The 22,740-nt window shown below is 75.5% G+C and carries 18 protein-coding genes; 5 read left to right on the top strand and 13 right to left on the bottom strand.

Translation table 11 applies throughout. The features are described from left to right. Positions 1–3: 3 nt before the first annotated feature. The 6 genes from ACF053_RS04215 to ACF053_RS04190 form a co-directional block, all read right to left on the bottom strand. Positions 4–984: an HpcH/HpaI aldolase/citrate lyase family protein gene (locus ACF053_RS04215; protein WP_058940169.1), complete on the bottom strand. Its 981-nt coding sequence runs from the start codon at positions 982–984 to the stop codon at positions 4–6. Continuing rightward, positions 981–3,020 (bottom strand): protein meaA, encoded by a 2,040-nt coding sequence (locus tag ACF053_RS04210; protein WP_391952385.1) that lies wholly within the window; start codon positions 3,018–3,020, stop codon positions 981–983. The genes ACF053_RS04215 and ACF053_RS04210 overlap by 4 nt, the downstream gene beginning before the upstream one ends. Positions 3,021–3,050: 30 nt before the next feature. After that, positions 3,051–4,388 (bottom strand): crotonyl-CoA carboxylase/reductase, encoded by a 1,338-nt coding sequence (ccrA, locus tag ACF053_RS04205; RefSeq protein ID WP_391952384.1) that lies wholly within the window; start codon positions 4,386–4,388, stop codon positions 3,051–3,053. 366 nt (positions 4,389–4,754) lie between these two features. Beyond that, the gene (locus ACF053_RS04200; protein WP_391952383.1) at positions 4,755–6,464 is read right to left on the bottom strand and encodes a hypothetical protein; all 1,710 of its coding nucleotides are present in this window, start codon (positions 6,462–6,464) and stop codon (positions 4,755–4,757) included. 538 nt (positions 6,465–7,002) lie between these two features. Then, complete coding sequence (locus ACF053_RS04195; RefSeq protein WP_058940165.1) at positions 7,003–7,827, bottom strand: TetR family transcriptional regulator; 825 nt, start codon at positions 7,825–7,827, stop codon at positions 7,003–7,005. A gap of 124 nt (positions 7,828–7,951) precedes the next feature. Beyond that, complete coding sequence (locus tag ACF053_RS04190) at positions 7,952–9,736, bottom strand: 3-hydroxyacyl-CoA dehydrogenase family protein (RefSeq protein ID WP_391952382.1); 1,785 nt, start codon at positions 9,734–9,736, stop codon at positions 7,952–7,954. Between the two features lie 348 nt (positions 9,737–10,084). Between ACF053_RS04190 and ACF053_RS04185 the strand changes: the two genes are divergently transcribed. Beyond that, positions 10,085–10,660, top strand: a complete 576-nt coding sequence (locus ACF053_RS04185; RefSeq protein WP_391952381.1) for a HEAT repeat domain-containing protein — start codon at positions 10,085–10,087, stop codon at positions 10,658–10,660. Between the two features lie 108 nt (positions 10,661–10,768). Here the strand turns inward: ACF053_RS04185 and ACF053_RS04180 are convergent, their stop codons facing one another. The 4 genes from ACF053_RS04180 to ACF053_RS04165 form a co-directional block, all read right to left on the bottom strand. Further along, positions 10,769–11,299 carry a GNAT family N-acetyltransferase gene (locus ACF053_RS04180; protein ID WP_391952380.1) on the bottom strand — a complete coding sequence of 177 codons (531 nt, stop codon included), beginning with the start codon at positions 11,297–11,299 and terminating at the stop codon, positions 10,769–10,771. After that, positions 11,296–11,709, bottom strand: coding sequence for a RidA family protein (locus ACF053_RS04175; protein WP_391952379.1), 414 nt, complete (start codon positions 11,707–11,709; stop codon positions 11,296–11,298). The genes ACF053_RS04180 and ACF053_RS04175 overlap by 4 nt, the downstream gene beginning before the upstream one ends. A 37-nt stretch (positions 11,710–11,746) precedes the next feature. Further along, positions 11,747–13,324 carry an alpha/beta hydrolase gene (locus ACF053_RS04170; RefSeq protein WP_391952378.1) on the bottom strand — a complete coding sequence of 526 codons (1,578 nt, stop codon included), beginning with the start codon at positions 13,322–13,324 and terminating at the stop codon, positions 11,747–11,749. A gap of 283 nt (positions 13,325–13,607) precedes the next feature. Continuing rightward, complete coding sequence (locus ACF053_RS04165) at positions 13,608–14,708, bottom strand: Rv2578c family radical SAM protein (protein WP_391952377.1); 1,101 nt, start codon at positions 14,706–14,708, stop codon at positions 13,608–13,610. 141 nt (positions 14,709–14,849) lie between these two features. Here ACF053_RS04165 and ACF053_RS04160 point away from each other — a divergent pair, with 141 nt between their 5' ends. Then, positions 14,850–15,293, top strand: a complete 444-nt coding sequence (locus tag ACF053_RS04160) for an SRPBCC family protein (RefSeq protein WP_391952376.1) — start codon at positions 14,850–14,852, stop codon at positions 15,291–15,293. Positions 15,294–15,674: 381 nt separating this feature from the next. Continuing rightward, positions 15,675–18,278, top strand: coding sequence for an MFS transporter (locus tag ACF053_RS04155; protein ID WP_391952375.1), 2,604 nt, complete (start codon positions 15,675–15,677; stop codon positions 18,276–18,278). 180 nt (positions 18,279–18,458) lie between these two features. Here ACF053_RS04155 and ACF053_RS04150 read toward each other — a convergent pair whose 3' ends face one another. After that, complete coding sequence (locus ACF053_RS04150; RefSeq protein ID WP_058940157.1) at positions 18,459–19,022, bottom strand: hemerythrin domain-containing protein; 564 nt, start codon at positions 19,020–19,022, stop codon at positions 18,459–18,461. Between the two features lie 132 nt (positions 19,023–19,154). Here ACF053_RS04150 and ACF053_RS04145 point away from each other — a divergent pair, with 132 nt between their 5' ends. Beyond that, positions 19,155–19,661, top strand: coding sequence for a hypothetical protein (locus ACF053_RS04145; protein WP_391952374.1), 507 nt, complete (start codon positions 19,155–19,157; stop codon positions 19,659–19,661). A gap of 156 nt (positions 19,662–19,817) precedes the next feature. On the opposite strand, the gene ACF053_RS04140 is transcribed toward ACF053_RS04145, so the two are convergent. Beyond that, positions 19,818–21,047, bottom strand: a complete 1,230-nt coding sequence (locus ACF053_RS04140; protein WP_391952373.1) for an amino acid aminotransferase — start codon at positions 21,045–21,047, stop codon at positions 19,818–19,820. Next, positions 21,040–21,936 (bottom strand): DMT family transporter, encoded by an 897-nt coding sequence (locus ACF053_RS04135; RefSeq protein ID WP_391952372.1) that lies wholly within the window; start codon positions 21,934–21,936, stop codon positions 21,040–21,042. Before ACF053_RS04135 ends, ACF053_RS04140 begins: the two co-directional genes overlap by 8 nt. A 257-nt stretch (positions 21,937–22,193) precedes the next feature. On the opposite strand from ACF053_RS04135, the gene ACF053_RS04130 reads away from it, so the two are divergent. Continuing rightward, positions 22,194–22,661, top strand: coding sequence for an Lrp/AsnC family transcriptional regulator (locus tag ACF053_RS04130; protein ID WP_391952371.1), 468 nt, complete (start codon positions 22,194–22,196; stop codon positions 22,659–22,661). The last annotated feature ends 79 nt before the right edge of the window (positions 22,662–22,740 follow it).

Raw genomic sequence — 22,740 nt, 5'->3', positions numbered from 1 at the left:
GTGCTACGCCTCCGGGGCTTCGAACGTGCTGGTGCGCCGCATGCCGGCGGCCCGTCCCTTGCCGGCGATGACCAGTGCCATCTTCCGGCTGGCCTCGTCGATCATCTCGTCGCCGAGCATCGCCGAGCCCTTCTTGCCGCCCGCCTCGGACGTGTAGTAGTCGTACGCGTCGAGGATCAGCTCGGCGTGGTCGTAGTCCTCCTGCGACGGGGAGAACACCTCGTTGGCGGCCTCGACCTGGCCCGGGTGCAGCACCCACTTGCCGTCGAAGCCCAGCGCGGCGGCGCGGCCGGCGACGGCGCGGAAGCCGTCCACGTTCTTGATCTGCAGGTAGGGGCCGTCGATCGCCTGGAGGTCGTTGGCGCGGGCCGCCATCAGGATCTTCATCAGGATGTAGTGGTAGGCGTCCGCCGGGTAGCCGGGCGGCTGCTCGCCGACCACCAGCGACTTCATGTTGATCGACGCCATGAAGTCGGCCGGGCCGAAGATGATCGTCTCGATGCGCGGGGACGCCTGCGCGATCTCGTTGACGTTGTTCAGGCCCCGGGCGTTCTCGATCTGCGCCTCGATGCCGATCCGGCCGACCTCGAAGCCCATCGTCTTCTCGATCTGCGTCAGCAGCAGGTCCAGCGCGACGACCTGGGAGGCGTCCTGCACCTTCGGCAGCATGATGCAGTCCAGGTTGGGACCCGCGCCCTCGACGACCGTGACGACGTCCCGGTACGTCCACTGGGTCGTCCAGTCGTTCACCCGTACGACCCTGGTCTTGCCCGTCCAGTCGCCCTCGTTGAGGAACTTCACGATCGTGTGCCGGGCGTCGGGCTTGGCGAGCGGCGCGCAGGCGTCCTCCAGGTCCAGGAACACCTGGTCGGCCGGGAGGCCCTGGGCCTTCTCCAGGAACCGCGGGTTCGAGCCGGGCACCGCCAGGCAGGAGCGGCGGGGGCGCAGCCGGTTCACGGAGCCGGCGGGGGTGGTCGCGGTCATGCGGAGACCTCCGTGCTTGCAGGGATTGCGGGGTTGTCGAGTGGGTCGAGCTTGTTGGCCTTGCGGATCTCGTCGACGATACGGCCGATGATCTCCGTGATGCCGAAGTCCTTCGGCGTGAAGACGGCGGCCACGCCCGCACGCCGCAGCTCGGCGGCGTCGGCGCCCGGGATGATCCCGCCGACGACGACGGGGATGTCGGCGGCGCCGGCCTCCCGGAGCCTCACCAGCACGTCGGGCACCAGCTCGGCGTGCGAGCCGGACAGGATGGAGAGTCCCACGCAGTGCACGTCCTCCGCGAGCGCGGCGTCGACGATCTGCTCGGGAGTGAGCCGGATGCCCTGGTAGACCACCTCGAACCCGGCGTCGCGGGCCCGTACGGCGATCTGCTCGGCACCGTTCGAGTGCCCGTCCAGGCCGGGCTTGCCGACCAACAGCCGCAGCCGTCCCGAGCCCAGCTCGGCGGCCGTCCGGGCGACCTTCTCCCGGACGGCCGCGAGCGGGGTGCCCTCCTCGGCCGCCACCGCGAGCGGGGCGGACGAGACGCCGGTCGGCGCGCGGAACTCGCCGAACACGTCGCGCAGCGCCCAGGCCCACTCCCCGGTCGTGACCCCCGCACGGGCGCACTCCAGGGTGGCGGCGAAGAGGTTCCCGTCCCCGGCGGCCGTCGCCTTGAGGGTGGCGAGGGCCTCCTGCGCGCGGGCCTCGTCGCGGTTGTCGCGCCACTCGTGCAGCGCCGCGACGACCCGCGCCTCGTTCGCCGGGTCCACGGTCTGGATGGCGGTGTCCAGGTCCGCGGTGAGCGGGTTCGGCTCGGTCGACTCGAAGCAGTTCACGCCGACGATCTTCTCCTCGCCGGCCTCGATCCGGGCCCGCCGCTCGGCGTGCGAGGAGACGAGCTGCGACTTGAGGTAGCCGGACTCGACGGCGGCCATGGCGCCGCCCATCCCCTGGATCCGGTCGATCTCCGCCAGGCACTCGTCGACCAGGGAGCTCACCTTCGCCTCGACGACGTGCGAGCCCTCGAAGATGTCCTCGTACTCCAGCAGGTCGCTCTCGTGCGCCAGGACCTGCTGGATGCGCAGCGACCACTGCTGGTCCCAGGGGCGGGGCAGGCCCAGCGCCTCGTTCCACGCCGGCAGCTGGACGGCCCGCGCGCGGGCGTCCTTCGAGAGCGTCACGGCGAGCATCTCCAGGACGATCCGCTGGACGTTGTTCTCCGGCTGCGCCTCGGTCAGGCCGAGCGAGTTGACCTGCACCCCGTAGCGGAAGCGCCGCTGCTTGGGGTCCTCGATGCCGTACCGCTCGCGCGTGACCTTGTCCCAGATGCGACCGAAGGCGCGCATCTTGCACATCTCCTCGACGAAGCGGACGCCCGCGTTCACGAAGAAGGAGATGCGCGCCACCACGTCGCCCCGCCGCTCCTCGGGGACCTGCCCGGAGGCGAACACCGCGTCGAGGACGGCGATCGCCGTCGACATCGCGTACGAGATCTCCTGGACCGGTGTGGCGCCCGCCTCCTGCAGGTGGTAGCTGCAGATGTTGATCGGGTTCCACTTGGGGATGTGGTTCACCGTGTAGGTGATCATGTCGGTGGTCAGTCGCAGTGACGGACCGGGCGGGAAGACGTGCGTCCCGCGCGACAGGTACTCCTTCACGATGTCGTTCTGCGTCGTCCCCTGGAGCCGGGAGATGTCGGCGCCCTGCTCCTCGGCCACCACCTGGTAGAGCGCCAGCAGCCACATGGCCGTGGCGTTGATGGTCATGGACGTGTTCATCTGCTCCAGGGGGATGTCCTGGAACAGCCGCCGCATGTCCCCGAGGTGGGAGACCGGGACCCCGACCCGGCCGACCTCGCCGCGGGCGAGGACGTGGTCGGGGTCGTAACCGGTCTGCGTGGGCAGGTCGAACGCGACCGAGAGACCGGTCTGCCCCTTGGCGAGGTTGCGCCGGTACAGCTCGTTGGACGCCTCGGCGGTCGAGTGACCGGCGTACGTCCGCATGAGCCAGGGCCGGTCTTTCTGACGCTCTGTCATGACGGTGGTGTCGCCTCTCGGACGTTCCGGTCAGATGTTCCGGAAGCGGTTGATGGCGTCGAGGTGCTCGGCGCGCATCTCCGGATCGCGCACGCCCATGCCCTCCTCGGGGGCCAGGCAGAGCACGCCGACCTTGCCCTGGTGGAGGTTGCGGTGGACGTCGTACGCGGCCTGGCCGGTGTCCTCCAGCGAGTACACCTTCGACAGGGTGGGGTGGATCTTGCCCTTGGCGATCAGGCGGTTGGCCTCCCACGCCTCGCGGTAGTTCGCGAAGTGCGAGCCGATGATCCGCTTCAGGGACATCCACAGGTAGCGGTTGTCGTACTCGTGCATGTAGCCCGAGGTCGAGGCGCAGGTGGTGATCGTGCCGCCCTTGCGGGTGACGTACACGGACGCGCCGAAGGTCTCGCGGCCGGGGTGCTCGAAGACGATGTCGATGTCCTCGCCGCCGGTGAGCTCGCGGATGCGCTTGCCGAAGCGCTTCCACTCCTTGGGGTCCTGGGTGTGCTCGTCCTTCCAGAACCTGTAGCCCTCGGCGTTGCGGTCGATGATCGCCTCGGCGCCCATCGAGCGGCAGATGTCCGCCTTCTGGTCGCTGGAGACGACGCAGATCGGGTTGGCGCCGCCGGCCAGTGCGAACTGGGTGGCGTAGGAGCCGAGGCCGCCGCTGGCGCCCCAGATCAGGACGTTGTCGCCCTGCTTCATGCCGGCGCCGTTGCGGGAGACCAGCTGGCGGTACGCGGTGGAGTTGACCAGGCCGGGGGCCGCGGCCTCCTCCCAGCTGAGGTGGCCCGGCTTGGGCATCAGCTGGTTCGACTTGACCAGGGCGATCTCGGCGAGGCCGCCGAAGTTCGTCTCGAAGCCCCAGATGCGCTGCTCGGGGTCGAGCATCGTGTCGTTGTGGCCGTCCGAGGACTCCAGCTCGACCGACAGGCAGTGCGCGACGACCTGGTCGCCGGGCTGCCAGGCGTTGACGCCCGGGCCGGTGCGCAGCACGACGCCGGCCAGGTCGGAGCCGATGACGTGGTACGGCAGGTCGTGGCGCTTGGTGAGCTCGGAGAGCCGCCCGTAGCGCTCCAGGAAGCTGAAGGTGGACACCGGCTCGAAGATCGAGGTCCAGACCGAGTTGTAGTTGACCGAGCTGGCCATGACGGCGACGAGCGCCTCGCCCGGGCCCAGCTCCGGCAGCGGCACCCGGTCCAGGTGGAGGGACTTGCGGGGGTCCTTCTCCCGGGTGGTGAGGCCCTCGAACATCTCGGTCTCGTCCTTGTGGACCGTGATGGCGCGGTACGACTCGGGCAGGGGGAGGGCGGCGAAGTCGGCGGACGTGGTGTCCGGCGACTGGATCGCGTCCAGGATTTCCTTCACGGTGGTGCCTCCGGCGATGCATGCGTCTCGGGGACGCTTCAGGGGTACGTCGGGGTGCTGCTGTGGAGGTGTGCCGTCGGTTCGGCCGGTGGTGCTCGGCGGCGCGGGGTGGTGCGCGGAAGTGCCTGTGACGCAGGCGTCCGGGCGCGCGGCCCCGGGAAGGGCCGCGGGGACAGCCGGCGTACGAGAAGGTCTCTGCACGCCGGCCGCCCGGACGACATCAACGTATGGCACCGCGTGCCAGCTGACAAGACACTGCGTGCCAACAATTTCTCTCACTTGTCATCCGCCCGACACGGATGAGCGGCAACGGCCGCCCCTTGAGGAGCGGCCGTCACAGCGTGTGTTCGATTATGTGCGGATGTGTCAGCGAGGGTCGCGGGCCTCCGGAGCGGCGGCGCGGCGCCGGACGACCAGCAGCACGCCCGCGGCCGTCAGCGCGGCGGCGACGCCGAGCAGGACCGGGGCGTTCCCCGTGCCGGTGGTGGCGAGCGCACCCGAGGACGGCACGGCCGGGGCCGTGGTGGGCGCCGCGGTGGGCGTCGCGACGGGGGAGGGGGCCGCGGTCGGGCTCGACGAGGGGGTCGCGCTCGGAGGCGGGCTCGCGGTCGCGGCCGCCGTGGCGGTCACCGAGAGGAAGGCCACCTTCGCGCGCTGGGAGCTGTCGTACGGGCTGGGCGTCGGGTGGAACACGATGCCCTTCGCCCCGTCGAGGACCTGGGTCGGCCGCAGCACGAACGAGAACAGCCGCCGTCCGCCCGGGGCCAGGCCGGCCGGATCCGTGCAGCGGTGGACCGACCCCGTCGGCACCGGGGCGGCGTCGCCGGGACCGTCGCCGAACGTGGGCCGGACGTCCGTGGTGGGCCAGGGCAGCGCCTCCTCCGGACGGCACCGGGCATCGGGCCGGACGACCTCCACGCCGCGCGGCACCTCGACCAGCACGGACGGAGCGGCGAGCGGCGCCCGCCCGCGGTTCTTCACGCCGACCCGCGCCGTGACCTCCCGGCCGACCTCCGTACGGACGGAGGCCCCCACCGCCGCGCCGTCCGCGGCGGGCCCGCTGCGCACCGAGATCACCGGCGGCACGTCCGCGGTGTACGCGTCGACCGGCACCGGGACGCGCGGCGGCAGGGGCGAGGTGACGGGGGCGAGGGCGAGGGGGGCGGAACGGCCGGCCACGCCGCTCCCCGCGGGCGTGCCCACCGACGCGGTCAACCGGACGCGGCCGTGCTCGGCGAGCCCCGCCATGGCCACCGAGAGGCCGGGCGCGGTGCGGTACGTGGCGCCGGGCTCGACGGCTGTGGCGAACTGGCAGCTCATGCCGGTCCGCGCGGACGCCGGGTCCTTGGGGTCCTTCGTGGTGTAGCGGCAGTTGCGGTGGTCACCGGGGAAGGCGACCGTCTCGTCGCCGTCGAAGCCGTCGGCGGTGAGCGTGACCCGGTCCAGCGGCCGGGCGCCGGTGTTGGTGAGGACGAAGGGAAGCGCGGCCCGGCCGCCCGGCGGGACGGTGAGCGACGGCGGGTCGGGGAAGCCGCCGAGGACCAGCCGGTCGCGGTCGGCGACGGTGACGGGCAGCTCGGTGGGGGTCGTGAGCGCCGGGCGGGCGTTGTCCGCGCGGACGGTCGCCCGGACGACGCCGCGGGCACCAGCCGCGGTCCCGAGCTTCGGCCGGACGAGGAACGGGACGTACGCCTCGGGGTCGCCGGAGCCGTCCGGCATCGTGACGGGGCAGGTCGCGAGCGTGCCGGCGACCCGGCACTCCGGACGGAACCGGAACTCCGCCACGTCCGCCGCGCCGCCGAAGTCGACGGTGATCTCGGCGCCCGTGACGCGCGCGCCGTCCGGCCGCTGGCCCGACAGCGAGAACTGGTGGGTCAGGAAGTGCGCCTCGGTGAGCGCCCCGGCGGGCCGCGGCAACGTGCCGGGGGAGAGGAAGCCGACCTCGATGACGGCCGGAGGCGCCTCCTCGGCCAGGGCGGGCGCGGCGGTGGCGCTCGCGCCGGCCGCGAGGAGCACGGCCAGCGCCGCGCCGCCACCGGCGGCGCGGCGTAGGGGGAGGGGCGGGAGAGGGGTCATCCGGGCACGGGTCCTTTCGGGAACTGACGGCCGGCGGGGGTCGCTCGTCACCCTCCGGCCCCCGACGTACCGGTCGTTGGACCTCCGCCCGGCCCGAAGGGTTGTACGGACCGGGCCCGCGGCCCGCCACCACGAGAACGAACCCGGTCCCGACCTCGGCCACGACCACGACCGCGACACCGGCCGGGCCGTCGGCCTTCGGACTTCAGCCGCCCGGCCGCCGGCCGTCGACCGCTCGGACCGCCGGACCGCCGACCACCGGCCGTCCACCGCCGGCCCCCGCCCGCCGAGCCGCCGACCGCCCGGCCGGCCCCCGTGTCCGGTGGCCGGGCCCCGTGCCCGGTGCCGGCCCGTCGCGGCCTGCCCGGGGGCCCGGGTACGAGGACGCCGCGGTCGACGCCTTCGGGACCGGCGGGATCAACGCGCGCGTCATCCCCCGGCAGGCGCCGCGCGGGGCGGGCACCGTACCGGTCGGATCACCGGCGCCGCCCGCCGCCTCGGCGGGACCGGGACGGCGGGGCGGGCGGCCGGTGCCGGGTCAGGACCCCTCGTGGCCGAGCGCCCGGGCGATCGTCCGCATGACCTGCTCCAGCGGAGCGTCGGTGCGCGCCACCGCCACCAGGACGTCACCCTCTCGCGACGCGGTGACCGGGGCCGGCTCCGTGCCGGTCCTCGCCGCCGTGGACCGGCCGGCGCCGATCCCGCTGCCGAACGTCCTGCGGACGATCGCGAACGCGTGGTCCAGCTGGGTCTCCACGTCGCCCTTGCCACCCGCCCGCAGCCAGCGGCGCAGCACGTGGTTGTGCGCGGTGACGACGGCGGAGGCGGCCACCTCGGCCAGCAGCGGGTCGTCGTTGCCGTCGTGGTGGTCGCGCTCGTCGAAGTGGCCCAGGAGGTAGCGGGTGAAGAGCCGCTCGTACCGCGCGACCGAGGCGATCTCCCGCTCCCGCAGGGTGGGCACCTCACGGGTCAGCCGGTAGCGCGCGACGGAGACCGCGGGGGAGGCCGCGTACATCTTCATGACCTCCTTGATGCCGCGGCACACCGTGTCCAGCGGGTGCTCGTGCGCCGGCGCCGCGTTGAGGACAGCCTCCGCCCGGACCAGGGTGTCGTCGTGGTCCGGGAAGATCGCCTCCTCCTTGGAGCGGAAGTGGCGGAAGAAGGTCCGGCGGGCGACCCCGGCGGCCGCGGCGATCTCGTCGACCGTCGTGGCCTCGTACCCCTTCGTCGCGAAGAGCTCCATGGCGGCGGCGGCCAGCTCCCGGCGCATCTTGAGCCGCTGGGCGGCGGCGCGGCCGCCGGCGGGGCTCTCCGGGGTCTCCGGCGCGGTGCCGGCACGGGGTGTCTTCGCGGGCTGGGACATGCCCCGAACGTACTGCATCGGTGCAGGAGAGCGCGCCCGAGGGGGAGAGCCGCCCGAGGGTCCGAGCAGCCCGCCCCACTCGTCGCACGACCCGTGTGGCCCCGGACCGTACGTCTCCTCGGGCTCAGCGCCGCGCATACTCGCGGAAGCCGCGCCCCGTCTTGCGGCCCAGGCAGCCGGCGGCGACCAGGTGCTCCAGCAGCGGCGCCGGCGCGAGGCCCGGCTCGCGGAACTCGCGGTGCAGGACCCGCTCGATCGCGAGGGAGACGTCGAGGCCGACGACGTCGAGCAGTTCGAACGGCCCCATCGGGTAGCCGCCGCCCAGCTTCATCGCGGCGTCGATGTCGTCGAGCGACGCGTAGTGGTCCTGCACCATCTTGATCGCGTTGTTGAGGTAGGGGAAGAGCAGCGCGTTCACGATGAACCCGGCGCGGTCGCCGCAGTCCACCGGGTGCTTGCGGATCCGCGCGGTGACCGCCCGGACCGTGGCGTGGACGTCGTCGGCGGTGAGGACCGTGCGGACGACCTCCACCAGCTTCATCGCCGGGGCCGGGTTGAAGAAGTGCATCCCGACGACGTCCTGCGGGCGCGAGGTGGCGCGGGCGCAGGCGACGACCGGCAGCGAGGAGGTGGTGGTGGCCAGGACCGCGCCCGGCTTGCAGACCTTGTCGAGCGCCGCGAACAGCTGCCGCTTGACGTCGAGGTCCTCGGCGACCGCCTCCACCGCGAGGTCCACGTCGGCGAAGGCGTCGAGCGAGCCGGCGGGGGTGATGCGGGCGAGCGTCTCGTCGCGGGCTTCGGCGGTCATGCGGCCCTTGTCGACCGAGCGGGCCAGGGACTTGGCGACAAGGGCCCGGGCGGTGTCCGCCTTCTCCTGCGAGCGGGCGGCGAGGACCACGTCGTACCCGGCCTTCGCGAAGACCTCGGCGATGCCGGAGGCCATCGTGCCGGACCCGGCGACACCGACGGAGCGGACCGTGCGCGGCGCGGCGCCGCCGGCGGCCTCCTCCCGCGGGGTGAGCGCGTCGGGCACGACGGTGGCGCTGTCGGGCCCGTCGTACGTGTAGAAGCCGCGCCCGGCCTTCCGCCCGGTCAGGCCCGCCTCGCTCAGCTGCTTCAGGATCGGCGCGGGGGCGTGCAGCCGGTCGTGCGACTCGGCGTACATGGCCTCCAGGACCGTGCGGGCGGTGTCGACGCCGATGAGGTCCAGCAGCGCCAGCGGGCCCATCGGCAGGCCGCAGCCGAGCCGCATCGCCGCGTCGATGTCCTCGCGGGAGGCGTACTTCGACTCGTACATGGCGGCGGCCTGGTTGAGGTAGCCGAAGAGCAGCCCGTCCGCGACGAAACCCGGCCGGTCGCCGACGGAGACGGGCTCCTTGCCGAGGGCGTGCGCGAGGTCGGTGACGGCCGCGACGGCCTGCGGCGCGGTCAGCACCGACGACACGACCTCCACCAGCTTCATCGCCGGGGCCGGGTTGAAGAAGTGCAGGCCGAGGACCCGCTCGGGGTGGGCGGAGTCGGCGGCGAGCCGGGTCACGGAGAGCGCGTTGGTACCGGTCGCGACGATCGCGTCGGGCCGGACGACGGAGTCCAGGGCGCGCAGCACCCGCTGCTTCACCTCGTAGGACTCCGGGACCACCTCGATGACGAGGTCGGCGTCGGCCGCGGCCTGGAGGTCGGAGAACGTGCGGAAGCGGGAGAGGATGTCGCGCCGCTCCTCCTCGGTGATCCGCTCGCGGGCCACGGACCGGGCGGTGGCGGTCTCCAGCGCGGCGACCGCGCGCCGGGCGGCGGCCTGGTCGGTGTCGATGCCGACGACCTCGCGGCCCGCGCGGGCCAGGACCTCGGCGATACCGGCGCCCATGGTGCCGAGACCGACGACGGCGATGGTGGAGAGAGGGGTGTCCATCACGGGACTCCAGGGATGAGTGACGACTGGTGAGGGTGCCGGGGCGCGGCGGCCGGGCGCACGCGGGGCGTGGCGTCAGGGGCGTACCGCGCGCTGGGCGCGCCGGGCGGGCGCGTCCTGCGCGCCGCGCGGTGGGAGCCGACGGACCCTGTCCCGGAGTCACGTCGTGAAAGGTGCTGAACCGACGGGCACTCGGGCGGCTGCGTCACCAGGCCGCCCGGAGGAGTGCGGGGGGTTGACCCCGCTCACATGAGGTTAACCGGTGGGTAATGAGCGCGCCAGCCCCTGGGGGTGAGCCGGGCGGTGTGATCTGGATCGCAGCCCGCCCCCGTCGCTACCCTGACCGCCATGGACCCCGAGTTCGGCTCGCTCACCGACCGGCTGGAGGACGAGGCCGGGGACACCGCCGCCTTCCGACGGCTGGCGTCCACCCCCGACCACGAGGAGCTCGTCGCGGTCCTCACCGCGCCCGGCCAGGAGCTGTGGGCGCGCGAACTCGCCGCGTTCCGGCTGGGGCTCGCCGGCGACCGGCGGGCCTTCGAGGCGCTGGTCCTCCTCCTCAACCACCGCGACCCCGAGCGCTGCGTCTCCGCCGCGCACGCGCTGCGCCGCCTCGGCGACCCGCGCACCGCGCGCGCCGCCGCCGCGCTCGCCACCAACGAGCTGCGCGTCGCCTACGCGCTGGTACCGGTACGGCTGCTGGCGGCGCTGCGCGCCCCCGACTCCGTACCGGCCCTGGTCACCGTCCTCGGCCGGCGGCTAGCCCCGGACGACCCGCACTGGCGCGTGGGGCTCGCCTGCGCCGAGGGGCTGGGCGCCCTCGCCGACCCCCGCGCGCGCCCCGTCCTGGAGGCCGCCCGCCACCACCCGCGCCTCGGCGCGGCGGCGGCCGCCGCGCTGGCCCGGCTACCGGCCGACGGCTGACCCGGACGCACCGCGCGGGACCCCCGGCCGACCGCCGGCGGGTCACGCCGCCGTCCGCCGTTGGCCGTCCGCCTCCCGTCGCGCGCCCGTCCGCCGCCCGTCGTGCGGTCAGGTGGATGCCGGCGCCAGTGGGCGGGTGTACCGCAGCTCCATCAGGGTGGTGCCGCCGACCTCCCACGGCTCGCGCGTGCCGTCCGGTGTGAACCCCGCCTTCGCGTAGAAGCGCCGCCCCAGCGCGTTGTCCTCCAGCACCCACAGGGACAGCGACGTGTACCCGCGGGCCGGGGCCCGCGCGGTCACCTCCTCCATCAGGGCCCGCCCCACCCCGGTCCCGACGACCGCGGGGAGCGCGTACAGGGCGTACAGCTCGGCGTCGGCGGGCCCGGCCTCCGGTCGGCGGTCGGGGCCGAAGGCCGCCCAGCCGACCACGTCCCCGTCGCGCTCCGCCACCAGGTGCACCACCCGCCCCCCGGCGCGTGCCAGGTGCTCGCGGCGGACCGCCGCGTCGTCCTCGACGTCCAGCGCGGCGAGGTACGCCACCGGCAGCAGCCCCCGGTAGGCCGAGCGCCAGCCAGCCACGCGCACCCGGGCCACCGCCGCGCAGTCGGCCTCCACCATCTCCCGCACGCGGGCGCTCACGACCGCCGCCCCTCGGGGAGGACCGCCAGCGCCTCGACCTCCAGGAGCAGTTCGGGACGGAAGAGCGCGACCACCTGGACGGCCGTGCTCGCCGGCGGGCTCGCCGTGTCGATCACCGCGTCCCGGGCCTCCCGCACCGCGGGCAGGTGCCCCACGTCCGTCACGTAGTACGTCAGCTTCACCACGTCGGCGAAGGTCGCGCCCGCGGCGGCGAGGCAGCGGCCCAGGTTCGCGAAGACCTGCCGCGCCTGGGCGGCCGGGTCGCCCTCGCCGACGACCCGGCCCGCCGCGTCCAGGGCGCACTGCCCCGACACGGCCACGAACCGGCCCGTCCCCCACACGACATGGCTGTATCCGGAACCGGGCGCGACCCCGTCGGGGGCCGCCACGTGCGTCAGATGTGTCGTCATGCGGCCATGGTGATGGACGCCCCGGCTCCGGCGCGCGTCAGTTTCCGCGGGGGAACGCCCACCGCACCCCGTGCACCGGGGCGGGCGCGGGCGCCCTGCGGGCGGTGGCCGTCGGCTCCGGTTCGGGCCGGGTCGGGCACCACACGTCCACCCCGACGCCCCCGTCCCCGCGCGGGACCTCGCCGGTCGCCAGGTACCGGGCGAGGATCCGGTCCGCGCAGGCGTTGCCGCGCAGGGTCACCCCGTGGTTGCCGCCGCCCCGCTCGACCACCAGCCGGGAGTCGCGCAGCAGCCGGTGGGTGGCGACGGCGCCCTCGTACGGCGTGGCGGCGTCCTGGTCGGCCTGGAAGAGCAGGACCGGCGGGACCGCGTCGTTCGCCACGTCGAGCGGGGTCAGGGGCGGCACGGGCCAGAAGGCGCACGGGGCGTTGTACCAGGCGTTGTTCCAGGTGGAGAACGGCGCCTTGGCGTGGGCGGCCCAGTGGTCGCGGTGCCACACGCCCCAGGACGTGGGCCAGCGGGCGTCGCGGCACTCCACGGCCGTGTACACCGAGTAGCCGTTGTCGCTCGCGGCGTCCGGCCGGGCGATCGACTCGTACGCGTCGACCAGCGGGCGGGTGTCCCCGTCGACCGCGTACGCGGCGAACGCCGAGGCCAGCACCGGCCAGTGGCCGTCGTGGTAGGCGCCCGGCAGGTAGGTGTCCTCCAGCTCGGCCGGCCCCACCGTGCCGCCGGCCGGCTCCGCGCGCAGCGCCGAGCGCATCGCGTACCAGCGTGCCTCGACCCGCGCCGGGTCGGTGCCCAGCCGGTACACGGCGTCGTGCCGGGCCACCCAGGCGAGGAACGCCTTGTGGCGGGCGTCGAAAGCGTAATCCTGCGCCAGGTTCGCGTCGTACCAGACCCCGCCCGGGTGCACCACCGAATCCAGGACCGCCCGCCGCACGCGGTGCGGGTAGAGCTTGGCGTAGACCGCGCCGAGGTAGGTGCCGTACGAGTAGCCGAGGTAGCTGATGCGGGGCGCGCCGAGCGCCGCGCGGACCGCGTCCACGTCCCGCGCGGCGCTCACGGTGTCCATGAACGGCAGCAACCGGCCGTGCTTCTCGCCGCACGCCCGGGCGAACGACGCCGCCCGTGCCAGCCCGGCCCGCTCCTCGCGCTGGTCGCGCGGGACGGAGTCGGGGCGCACGGGCGCGAAGTGGCCGGGCCGGCAGTCCAGGGCGGGCCGGCTGGCGCCCACGCCCCGCGGGTCGAGCCCGATCACGTCGTACTGCGCGGCGACGGAGGCCGGGAGCGACGACGCCACGAATCCGGCCAGCGTGCGGCCGCTCCCGCCGGGTCCTCCGGGGTTGACCAGCAGCGGGCCCTGCGAGGTCCGGGCGGTGTGCCGGACCCGGGAGAGCGCGAGCGTGATCTGCTCGCCCCGCGGCGCGGAGTGGTCGAGCGGCACCCGGAGGGTCGCGCACTCCAGCTTCGGGTACTGCCGCGTGGCGCACGCCGACCACTGCAACGGCGTACCGGGCTTCGGCGCGGACGGTTCGGCGGCCGACGGCGCGGCGGTGACGGCCCCCGCGACCAGCGCGCCGGCGGCGATGAGTACTCCTGCGCGTTTCTGCATCCGGTCAGTCTCGGGGGCGTCGCCCCCCGATCCGGGGCGGACCGCCCCGATCCACCCGGACGTGACCCGTTCGGGGGGCGCGGCCCGGGCACCGGGCGCGCGGAGCGGGTCCGTGGGGCGCGGGGTGGGCGCCGTCGGCTGCGCGGGACGGGCCGCCTGTGCCGGTGGGCGGGTGCCGGTGGGTGGCCCGGGGCGGCCGGTGTCGGTGGTCTGAGGTGCGGGCGGACCCCACGGGATGGACCCCGATTCGGTGGGTCGGAGTCGCCCGTCGGCGCGGCGCGGGTCAGAGGAGGGTGAGCTGCGTGGGCTCCGTCGCCGGCGCCTCCCGCGCCTCCCCGGTCCGCGCCCGCGCCGGGGCGCCGGGCCGCTCGGTGGCGCGCCCCGGCAGGGTGATCCGGCGCGCCTCGCCGCGCCCCGCCGGTCCGATGCCGAACTCCGCGGCGAACTCGTGCACCTGACGCGTGATCCGGCGCTGGTACCACGTCGGCGCGTAGGCGCCCCCGGCGTACATCCGCTCGTAGCGCGGTACGAGGTGCGGGTGGTGGCGCTGCAGCCACTCCGTGTACCACTCGCGGGCACCCGGGCGCAGGTGCAGCGCGAGCGGTGTGACCGAGGTGGCGCCCGCCTCGGCGATGGCCCGGACGGTGGCGCGCAGCTGCTCGGGGCGGTCGCCGAGGAAGGGGATGACGGGCGCCATCAGTACCCCGCAGCCGATGCCGGCGTCGGTGAGCGTCCGCACCACGTCGAGGCGGCGCTCGGGGGCGGGTGTGCCCGGCTCGACCGTCCGCCACAGCTCCTGGTCGGTGAAGCCGACCGACACCGACACCCCGACGTCGGTCACCTCGGCGGCCTGGCGCAGGAGGTCCAGGTCGCGCAGGACCAGGGTGCCCTTGGTGAGGATCGAGAAGGGGTTGGCGCGGTCGCGCAGCGCCTCGATGATCCCGGGCATGAGCCGGTAGCGGCCCTCCGCCCGCTGGTAGCAGTCGACGTTCGTGCCCATCGCGACGTGCGCGCCCTGCCAGCGGGGCGAGGCGAGCTGGCGGCGCAGCAGCTCGGCGGCGTTGACCTTCACCACGATCTGGGTGTCGAACCCGACGCCCGTGTCCAGGTCGAGGTAGGCGTGCGTGCGGCGGGCGAAGCAGTACACGCAGGCGTGGGTGCAACCGCGGTAGGGGTTGACGGTCCACTCGAACGGCATGCGGGAGGCGCCGGGCACCCGGTTGAGGATCGAGCGGGCCCTGACCTCGTGGAAGGTGATGCCGCGGAACTCCGGCGTGTCGAACGTCCGCGTGGTCACCGCGTCCGTCCCGAAGAGTGCCGCCTCGCCCGTCACGGCCGCCCCGGCCGCGCCTTCGGGGCGGTCCCCCAGGTTGTCCCAGCGCATGGCGGCCTCCTCGGTCGGGCGTGACGTACGCGCCCAGAATAGAACATGTGTTCCCGTGATCGCTGGGTGGCCGGATTTGGGTCCCCCGGCCGCAGGTGGTTGGGTGGAGCCCCCGAAGAACGATTGCTGGAGGTCAAAGCGATGGCGCAGGTCGAGGCCACGACGGAGCGGGTCATCGCGGCGGACGCGGAGACCGTGTTCGACGCGCTGGCCGACTACCGGGACACCCGTGCGAAGCTCCTCCCCGAGCACTTCAGCGAGTACGAGGTGCGCGAGGGCGGCGACGGCGAGGGCACCCTCGTCCACTGGAGGCTCCAGGCCACCAGCAAGCGCGTCCGCGACTGCCTGCTGGAGGTCACCGAGCCCACGGACGGGCAGCTCGTGGAGAAGGACCGCAACTCCTCCATGGTCACCACCTGGACGGTCACCCCCGCCGGTGAGGGCCGTGCCCGGGCCGTGGTCACCACGGTGTGGGACGGCGCCGGCGGCGTCGGCGGCTTCTTCGAGCGCACCTTCGCCCCCAAGGGCCTCGGCCGGATCCACGACGCCGTCCTGGCCAACCTCGCCGCCGAGGTCGAGAAGTAGCCACCGTGGCGTGACCGGCGCTGGCCGCCGTCTCCGGGGCCCGTCCGGACGGCCCCGCCCGGCCGGCCGCGCGGCGCCTGGCGCGGTACGCCCGGCCCGCGGCACGGCGCCCGGTACGGCCCGGCCCCGTCCCCCGTCCGTCACCGGTTCGAGTGGACTTCCCCCGCCCTTCCCCGGCGCCCGGCGCGCGCCGGGGAAGGGTCCACCGGGGCCCGGTACGCGCGAAACCGCAGGACCGACGGGGCGCCGCCCGCGCGCCACCCGGCCGCGGCCGGGCCCGTACCCACCCTCCCGCCTGCAATGCCCCGCTTGATCACCCTCCGCGTCTGATGCGAACAATGGCGCCCCGGACGCGAGCGGCGAGACGAGGGGAGCGGTTTCGTGGGTGGGATCACGCTGGCGCAGGACGAGCAGACCGTACGGACCGCGGCACCCGGCGCCACCGCGCCGCCGCCGTCCCCCGACGGTCCACCGCACCACCCCGACCCGGCGCTCCCGCCCGTGCCCGGACCCCGCCGCGCGGGGCTCGCCCTGACCGGGCTCGCCCTCGCGGTCCTCCTCGCCGCGCTCCAGCAGCTCGCCCTCGCCGCCGTCCTCCCGGCGGTCACCGCGGACCTGCCCGGCCGCCCCGACCGCGCGACGTGGGCCGTCACCGCCTTCCTCCTCACCGCCACCGCCTCCCTGTCGCTCCACGGGAAGCTCGGCGACCTCTACGGTCGCAAGGCCGTCTTCCAGGGGGCCCTCACGCTCTTCGTCGCCGCCTCCGCCCTGGCCGGCTGGGCCCGCACCCCGGACGAACTGGTCGCCCTGCGCGCCGTGCAGGGCCTCGGCGCCGGGGGAGTCCTCACCGGCGCGCAGGCCCTCGCCGCCGACCTCGCGCCCGCCCGCCGGCGCGGCCGCCACCTCGGCGTCCTGGCCGCCGTGTTCACCGTCGCCACCGTCACCGGTCCCCTCCTCGGCGGGTACGTCACCGAGACGGCCTCCTGGCGCTGGACGTTCCACCTCGCCGTACCCGGCGGCCTCGCCGCACTCGCCGTCGTCGGCGCCGCCCTGCGCCCCTCCACCCCCGCCGGCCGGGGCCGCGGCTCGGCCGCCGCGCACCGCCGGGCGCGCCCCGACGTGCTCGGCGCCCTGCTCCTCACCGCCGCCACCGCCTGCCTGGTCCTGCTGCTCACCTGGGGCGGCACCGCGCACGCCTGGACCTCCCGGACCATCCTCGGTCTGGCGTGCGCCGCCGCCGGCAGCGCCCTGCTCCACCTCGTCGTCGCCCACCGCGCGCCCGAACCCGTCATCCCGCTGCGGCTGCTGCGCGACCCCGTCTTCCTCGTGTGCGCGGTCGTCGGCGCGGTCGTCGGCGTCGCCCTCCTGGGGGTGGCCGTGTGCCTCCCCGCGCTGCTCCGGCAGGACGGTGCCCGCGGCGCCCTCGACACCTGGCTGCTGATCCTCCCGCTCCTCGGGGCGCTGGCCGCCGCGTCCCTCGTCTCCGGACACCTCGTCAGCCGGACCGGCCACTACGCCGTCCACGCGGTCATCGGCACGGCGGTCGCCGCCGTCGGCATGTGGCTGCTCTCCCAGCTCGACGCCGACACCCCCCGGCTCGACCACAGCGTCTGGCAGGCCGTCCTCGGCACCGGCATCGGCCTCGTCCTGCCCGTCCTGGTGCTGGCCGTGCAGAACGCCGCGCGCCCCGGCGACGTCGGCGCCGCGACCGGCGCCCTCACCCTCTGCCAGCAGATCGGGGCCAGCGCGGGCGTCACCCTCCTCGGCACGCTCTTCGCCGGGCCGCGCCCCCTGCCGCCCGTCCTGCGCCACGGCTACGCCCACGTGTACGCCGACGCCGCGCCGCGGATCCTGCTCCACTTGGTGCCGGTGCTCGCCGTCGGCCTCTTCGTCGCCTTCTTCCTCAAGGAGAGACCGCTGGTGTCCGACCCCCGCCCCGCCGCGGGCGCCGTCCCCGCGGCGCGCGGCCCCCGACCCGTACCGCCCCCGGGCCCCACGCCCGCGTACGCCGGCCCGGAGCCGACCGGCGCCACCCCGGCCGACGCCGTCCCCACCGGCGTTGCCACCCCGGCCGACGCCGTCCCGCCCCACGCCATGCCCGTCGCCGCCGCGCCCGTCGACGCCGGGCCCGCCGCGTCACGGGCCGCCGTGCCGCTCGCCGGGGCGGCGGCCCCGCCGCCGCCCGAGGCGGCGTACGGCCCGGCGTCCCTCCCCGCGCCCGGCGCCCCCGTCTGCGGTACGGTGCGCCACCACGACGGCTCGCCCGTGCCCGGCGCCGCCCTCACCCTGATCGACGTCCGCGGCCGCCAGACCGGCCGCGGCGCGAGCGGCGCCGACGGGCGGTACGCGCTCAGCACCCCCGCCCCCGGCGCGTACGTGCTGATCGCCTCGGCCGCCGGCCACCAGCCCCGGGCCGTCACCCTCACCGCCTGCGACCGCCCCGACGGCGCCGTCGAACTGGACGTCGTCCTCGGCGGCGCCGGCCGCCTCTCCGGGGTCGTCACCACCCCCGACGGCTCACCCGTCCAGGACGCCGGGGTCACCCTCACCGACGTCCGCGGCGACGTCGTCGCCACCGCCCGCACCGCGTCCGACGGCGGCTACCTGCTGACGGAGCTGATCGCCGGCGAGTACACCCTCGCCTCGGGCGCGCCCGGCCTGCGGCCCACCGCCGTCCCGGTCACCGTCCAGGCGGCCCGCGAGACCCGCCAGGACGTGGAGCTGGCGGGCGGCGCCGTCCTGTGCGGCACCGTCCGCGCCCCCGGCGGCCGTCCCGTGGAGGACGCGCGCGTGACGCTGCTCGACGCCGCGGGCAACGTCGTCGACACCCTCACCACCGGACCGGACGGCATCTTCCGCTTCGTCGACGTGCCCTCGGGCGCCCACACGGTCATCGCCACCGGCTACCCGCCCGTCGCCACCGCCCTCAGCGTGACGGGGGGCGGGCGGACCGAACGGGACGTGCTCCTCGGCCACGACGCCTGACGTCTCCTCCGACCGCGGCCCGCACGGCGATCGGCCCGCACGGCGATCGGCCCGCACGGCGATCGGTCCGCACGGCGATCGGGGCGCACGACGATCGGGGCGGGCGACGGATCCGTGGTCCGTCGCCCGCCCCGAGTCCATGTCGCCCCCGCGCCGCCGCGCGGGGGCGGGAGCGGCCCGTCAGCCGTGCTTGCCGCGCCCCGTGACCGCGTCGCGCAGCCGGTCGACGATGCCCGCGCCCGGGTCGAGGAGCTTGTTGGCCGGCGGCTTGTCCGGCGCGGCCGGGTGCGGCCGGGTCGGCGCCACCTTCTTCGCCTTGCGGACCTTGTCGCCCAGCTCCTCCAGCGCCTCCGGCGGGCAGGACGCGCGCAGACGCGGGAAGAGGTTCGCCTCCTCGTCGTCCACGTGCCCGCGGATCTCCGCCATCAGCTGCGTGACGAGCGCGTCGAACCGGACGTCGCCCGCCTCGCACGCCTCCAGCTCCTTCATCGTGCGCTCGGCGGACGCGTGGTCCGCCAGTTCCCGGTCGGCGATGGCGTCCCCGCCCGGCACGTGCTCGCGCACCGCCGGGTACAGGTACTCCTCCTCGGCGACCGCGTGCCGTACCAGCTCGATCGTGACCTGGTCGGCCAGCTCCTTGCGCTCCGCGGCACCCGAGGGCAGCCGCTCGATGCGCTTGAACAGCTCCTCCACCTCGCGGTGGTCGGTGACCAGCTCGTTGATCACGTCGCCGCCGTGTCCCATGGCCTCTCCTCCGGTTCGGATGATCGTGCACGGTGCGGATACCACCGGACGCGGGTGATATGCGTCATTACGCCGGAAGGGCGCATCGGGGTACCGTGCTGGCCACCATCCCGACGGCCCCCCGGACCGGCAGTGCACACCGAACTCCCCTCGATCGTCGCGGCCACCGCGCAGTGGCTGACCCGCGCCTACCCCTCCGGGGGCGGCGCCGTCGACCGCGCCCTCGCCGAGACGCAGGCACGGCAGGCCGCGGGCGTGGCCGCCGCCCTGCGCTACCCGACGGAACTGGACGCGGCGCTCGTCTCGATGACCGGCGCGGGCGGCGCGGACCGGCTCGACTGGCTCACCGGTGCCGACGGCGGAGACGAGCCGTGGCGCACGTGGGTGGACGAGGTCGTCGCCAGCTGGGCGGCCTGCCTCCTCGGCGAGCCGGAGCTGGCGGCCGCGGCGGTCGCCGCCCTCCGCGGCCCGGCGCCGGCGGGCAGCCGCCGCCTGCTGTCGCCCGGCGACGCCGACCGGCGCGCGGCGGCGCTGTTGCGCCACCCCGATCTGCTGGCGCCGGTCGCCGACCTCCACCGCGCCGAACTGTCCCGCCTGCTGGCCGTTCCGGGCCCCAGGAGCCCGGTCCTGCCGGCCTGACGGGCGGCTTCCGCCCGGGCGGCCGGGGCGCACACCGCGCCGGCCGGGCGCGGGGCGGGGGGTGGCCCGGACTCGGACGCTCGGTCCCGGGGCGGGGGCGACCGGGACCCGCAGTCCGGGCTCGGACGGCGACGGCCGGCCCGCGTGCGGCGGGGCTCAGACCGGGACGGCCTGGCTCGGCACCGACGGGCCGGGGCCCGGCCCGGACGCGAAGGCCGGGACGCCGCTGACGACCGCGGCGAGGGCACCGGCCAGCTGGTCCACCCGGTCGGCCGGCAGCCCCGCGATGTTGAGGCGCCCCGACGTCGTGCCGTAGACGGCGTGGTCCCGGCGCAGCGCCCGCATCCCGTCCGGCGACAGCGGCAGCCCCGCGAACATGCCCTTCTGCCGGGCCAGCGGCTCCGCCCAGGCGCCGCAGCCCAGCTCCGCCAGCCGGGCGACGAGCGCGGCGCGGTTCGCGGCGACCCGGCGCCGCATGACGTTCAGTTCGGCGTGCCAGCAGCTCCGCAGCGCGTCGTCCTCCAGGACCGTCGCGACGATCGCCGCCCCGTGCTCCGGCGGCATCGAGTACAGCGTGCGGGCGGCGTTCTGCAGGGCCGTCTCGGCGTGGGCCAGCGCCCGCGGCGACGAGCCGACGACGATCGCGCAGCCGGTGCGGTCCGCGTACAGGCCGAAGTTCTTCGAGCAGCTCACCGCGACCAGGACCTCCGGCAGCCGCTCCGCCAGCATGCGCGTCGCCCACAGGTCGGCCTCCAGGCCGTCGCCGAGACCGTGGTACGCGAGGTCGACGAACGGCACCCAGCCGGCGCGGTCCGCCATCGCCGCCAGGGCCCCCCACGTCGCGCGGTCGGGGTCGACGCCCGTCGGGTTGTGGCAGCAGCCCTGCACCAGGACGACGTCGTCGCGGCCGGCGCCGCGCAGGTCCTCCAGCAACCCCTGCGGGTCGGTCCAGCGGTACGCGCGCACCGCGAGGCCCGCCGCCTCCAGGATGGGCCGGTGGTTGACGTAGGCGGGGTCGCTGATCCAGACCGTCGTGCCGGGCCGGGTCCGCCGGACCAGGTCCGCCAGGAGGCGCAGGGCGCCGGTGCCAGCGACGGTCTGCACGGCGGTGGCCCGCGCGGCCGCCGCGCCGTCGCCGAGGACCTGCGCCACCATGGCGCGGTTGAAGGCGGTGTTGCCGGACAGCCCCCGGTACTCCTTCGACGCCGAGCGCTCGGCGAGGCGCAGTTCGGCGTCCCGCACCGCCCGCATCACCGGCGTCACGCCGGTGTGGTCGCGGTAGACGCCCAGCACGAGGTTCAGCCGCTCGGGGCGCGGGTCGGCGCCGAACTCGGCGGCCAGGTCCCACAGCGGGTCGGCCGGCGGGGGAGGGAGCAGCTCAAGCATCGGGGGAGACCTCCGGGTCGCGGTCGGTACGGGCGGGACGGGGCCGGCGGTTGGCCAGGACCACGCCCGCGGTGATGAGGGGGACGCCGACGAGCACGGCCGCCGTCGGCCGCTCGTCGAGGAGGGGGACCGCCAGCAGCACCACGGCCACCGGGCTCAGACTGCCGACGACGGAGCTGCGCTCGGCGCCGAGCCGCCGTATCGCGAACGCGTACAGCAGCCCCGCGCACAGGCCCACCCCGAGGCCCTGGACGACGAGGAAGAGGACGACGTCGCCGGCGGCCGCGCGCGCCAGCCCGCTCGGCAGCACGCCCAGCGCCACCAGCGCCGCGACGACGGCGAAGGACGGCACGCACAGCAGTCCGATGGAGCCGACCGGGTCGAGGTTCACCTCCCGCAGGCCCACCGTGTACAGGGCCCACAGCCCGCTCGCCACGAGCAGCGTCCCGGAACCGACCATCACGTCGGAGTCGAACGGCACCGCGTACCGCCAGACGAGGGCGACGACGCCCAGCGCGATCAGTGCCAGCCCGGCGGCCTGCGCGCCGCGCGGGAGGCGCCCGCCGCGCGCGACGACCAGCGCGGAGACGAACAGCGGGACCATGCCCGGCACGATCGCCCCGACGAAGGAGGCCGAGGTGAGCGAGCCCCCGTACATGGCGGCCAGGAAGAACGGCACCCCCGCCCCGCACACGATCTTCACCGCGGGTCCGGGCCGCACCGCGGCCAGCGCCCGCCGGCGCCGCCACAGCGCCACCGCCAGGAGCGCCGGCGGGACGCCGAACCGCAGCAGCGCCGCGTCGGCGGGCAGCAGCGTCGAGGCGCCCAGCGCCCGGGCGCTCAGGGCGAACGCCGCCCAGATCGACACCGTCAGCAGGAGCGCGGTCATGCCCACCGCCCCCGGGGACAGGACGGGAAGCCGCCGTCCCCGGCCGACCGCGGGCGCGCCCACGGTGCTCGTCGCGACCACCCGACCTCCACCCGTACGAAAACCATCCCTGTGCGCCGCAACAGTAGGACCAACGCCGGGGCAGCCGATTGCCAGTTCTGCCGCTCGGACCTATGTTTGGGGCAGGATCTGCCAAGAACGGCCGTCGTGGCCGGTCAACGGGCCGCGCGGGCGGCCGGGAGGGGGTGGGTGGAGGCGTGGACGCCACCGATCTGCGGATCATCCGCGAGCTGCAGGCGGACGGGCGCCTGTCCAACCAGGACCTGGCCGACCGGGTCCGGCTCTCCCCGTCCCCCTGTCTACGGCGGGTCCGCCGCCTGGAGGAGTCCGGGCTCATCCGCGGTTACACCGCGATGGTCGACCAGGTCGCCTACGGGCTGCCGATCACCGTCTTCGTCCGCATCCGCCTCGAACGCCACACGGCGGAGGCCGTCGCCGTCTTCGAGGAGCGGATCGGCCGCATCGAGCACGTGCAGGACTGCTACCTGATGGCCGGCAGCAGCGACTACCTGCTGCGCGTCGTCATCGAGAGCCTGGAGGCGTACGAACTCCTCGTCCGCAACCGGATCCACGCCATCCCCGGCATCGCCTCCATCGAGTCGAGCTTCGCCTTCGGCAGCGTCAAGCAGTCCCGCACCTACCCCCGCCCCGCACCGCCCCGGTGACGGACGCGCACCCGGGACCGGCCCGCGCGCACCCGGGACTGGCCCGCGCGCACCCGGGACCGGCCCGCGCGCACCCGGG

Source organism: Streptomyces kanasensis, from assembly GCF_043077165.1.
Classification (GTDB): domain Bacteria; phylum Actinomycetota; class Actinomycetes; order Streptomycetales; family Streptomycetaceae; genus Streptomyces; species Streptomyces changanensis.
This window is presented reverse-complemented; position numbering and strand designations above follow the sequence as displayed.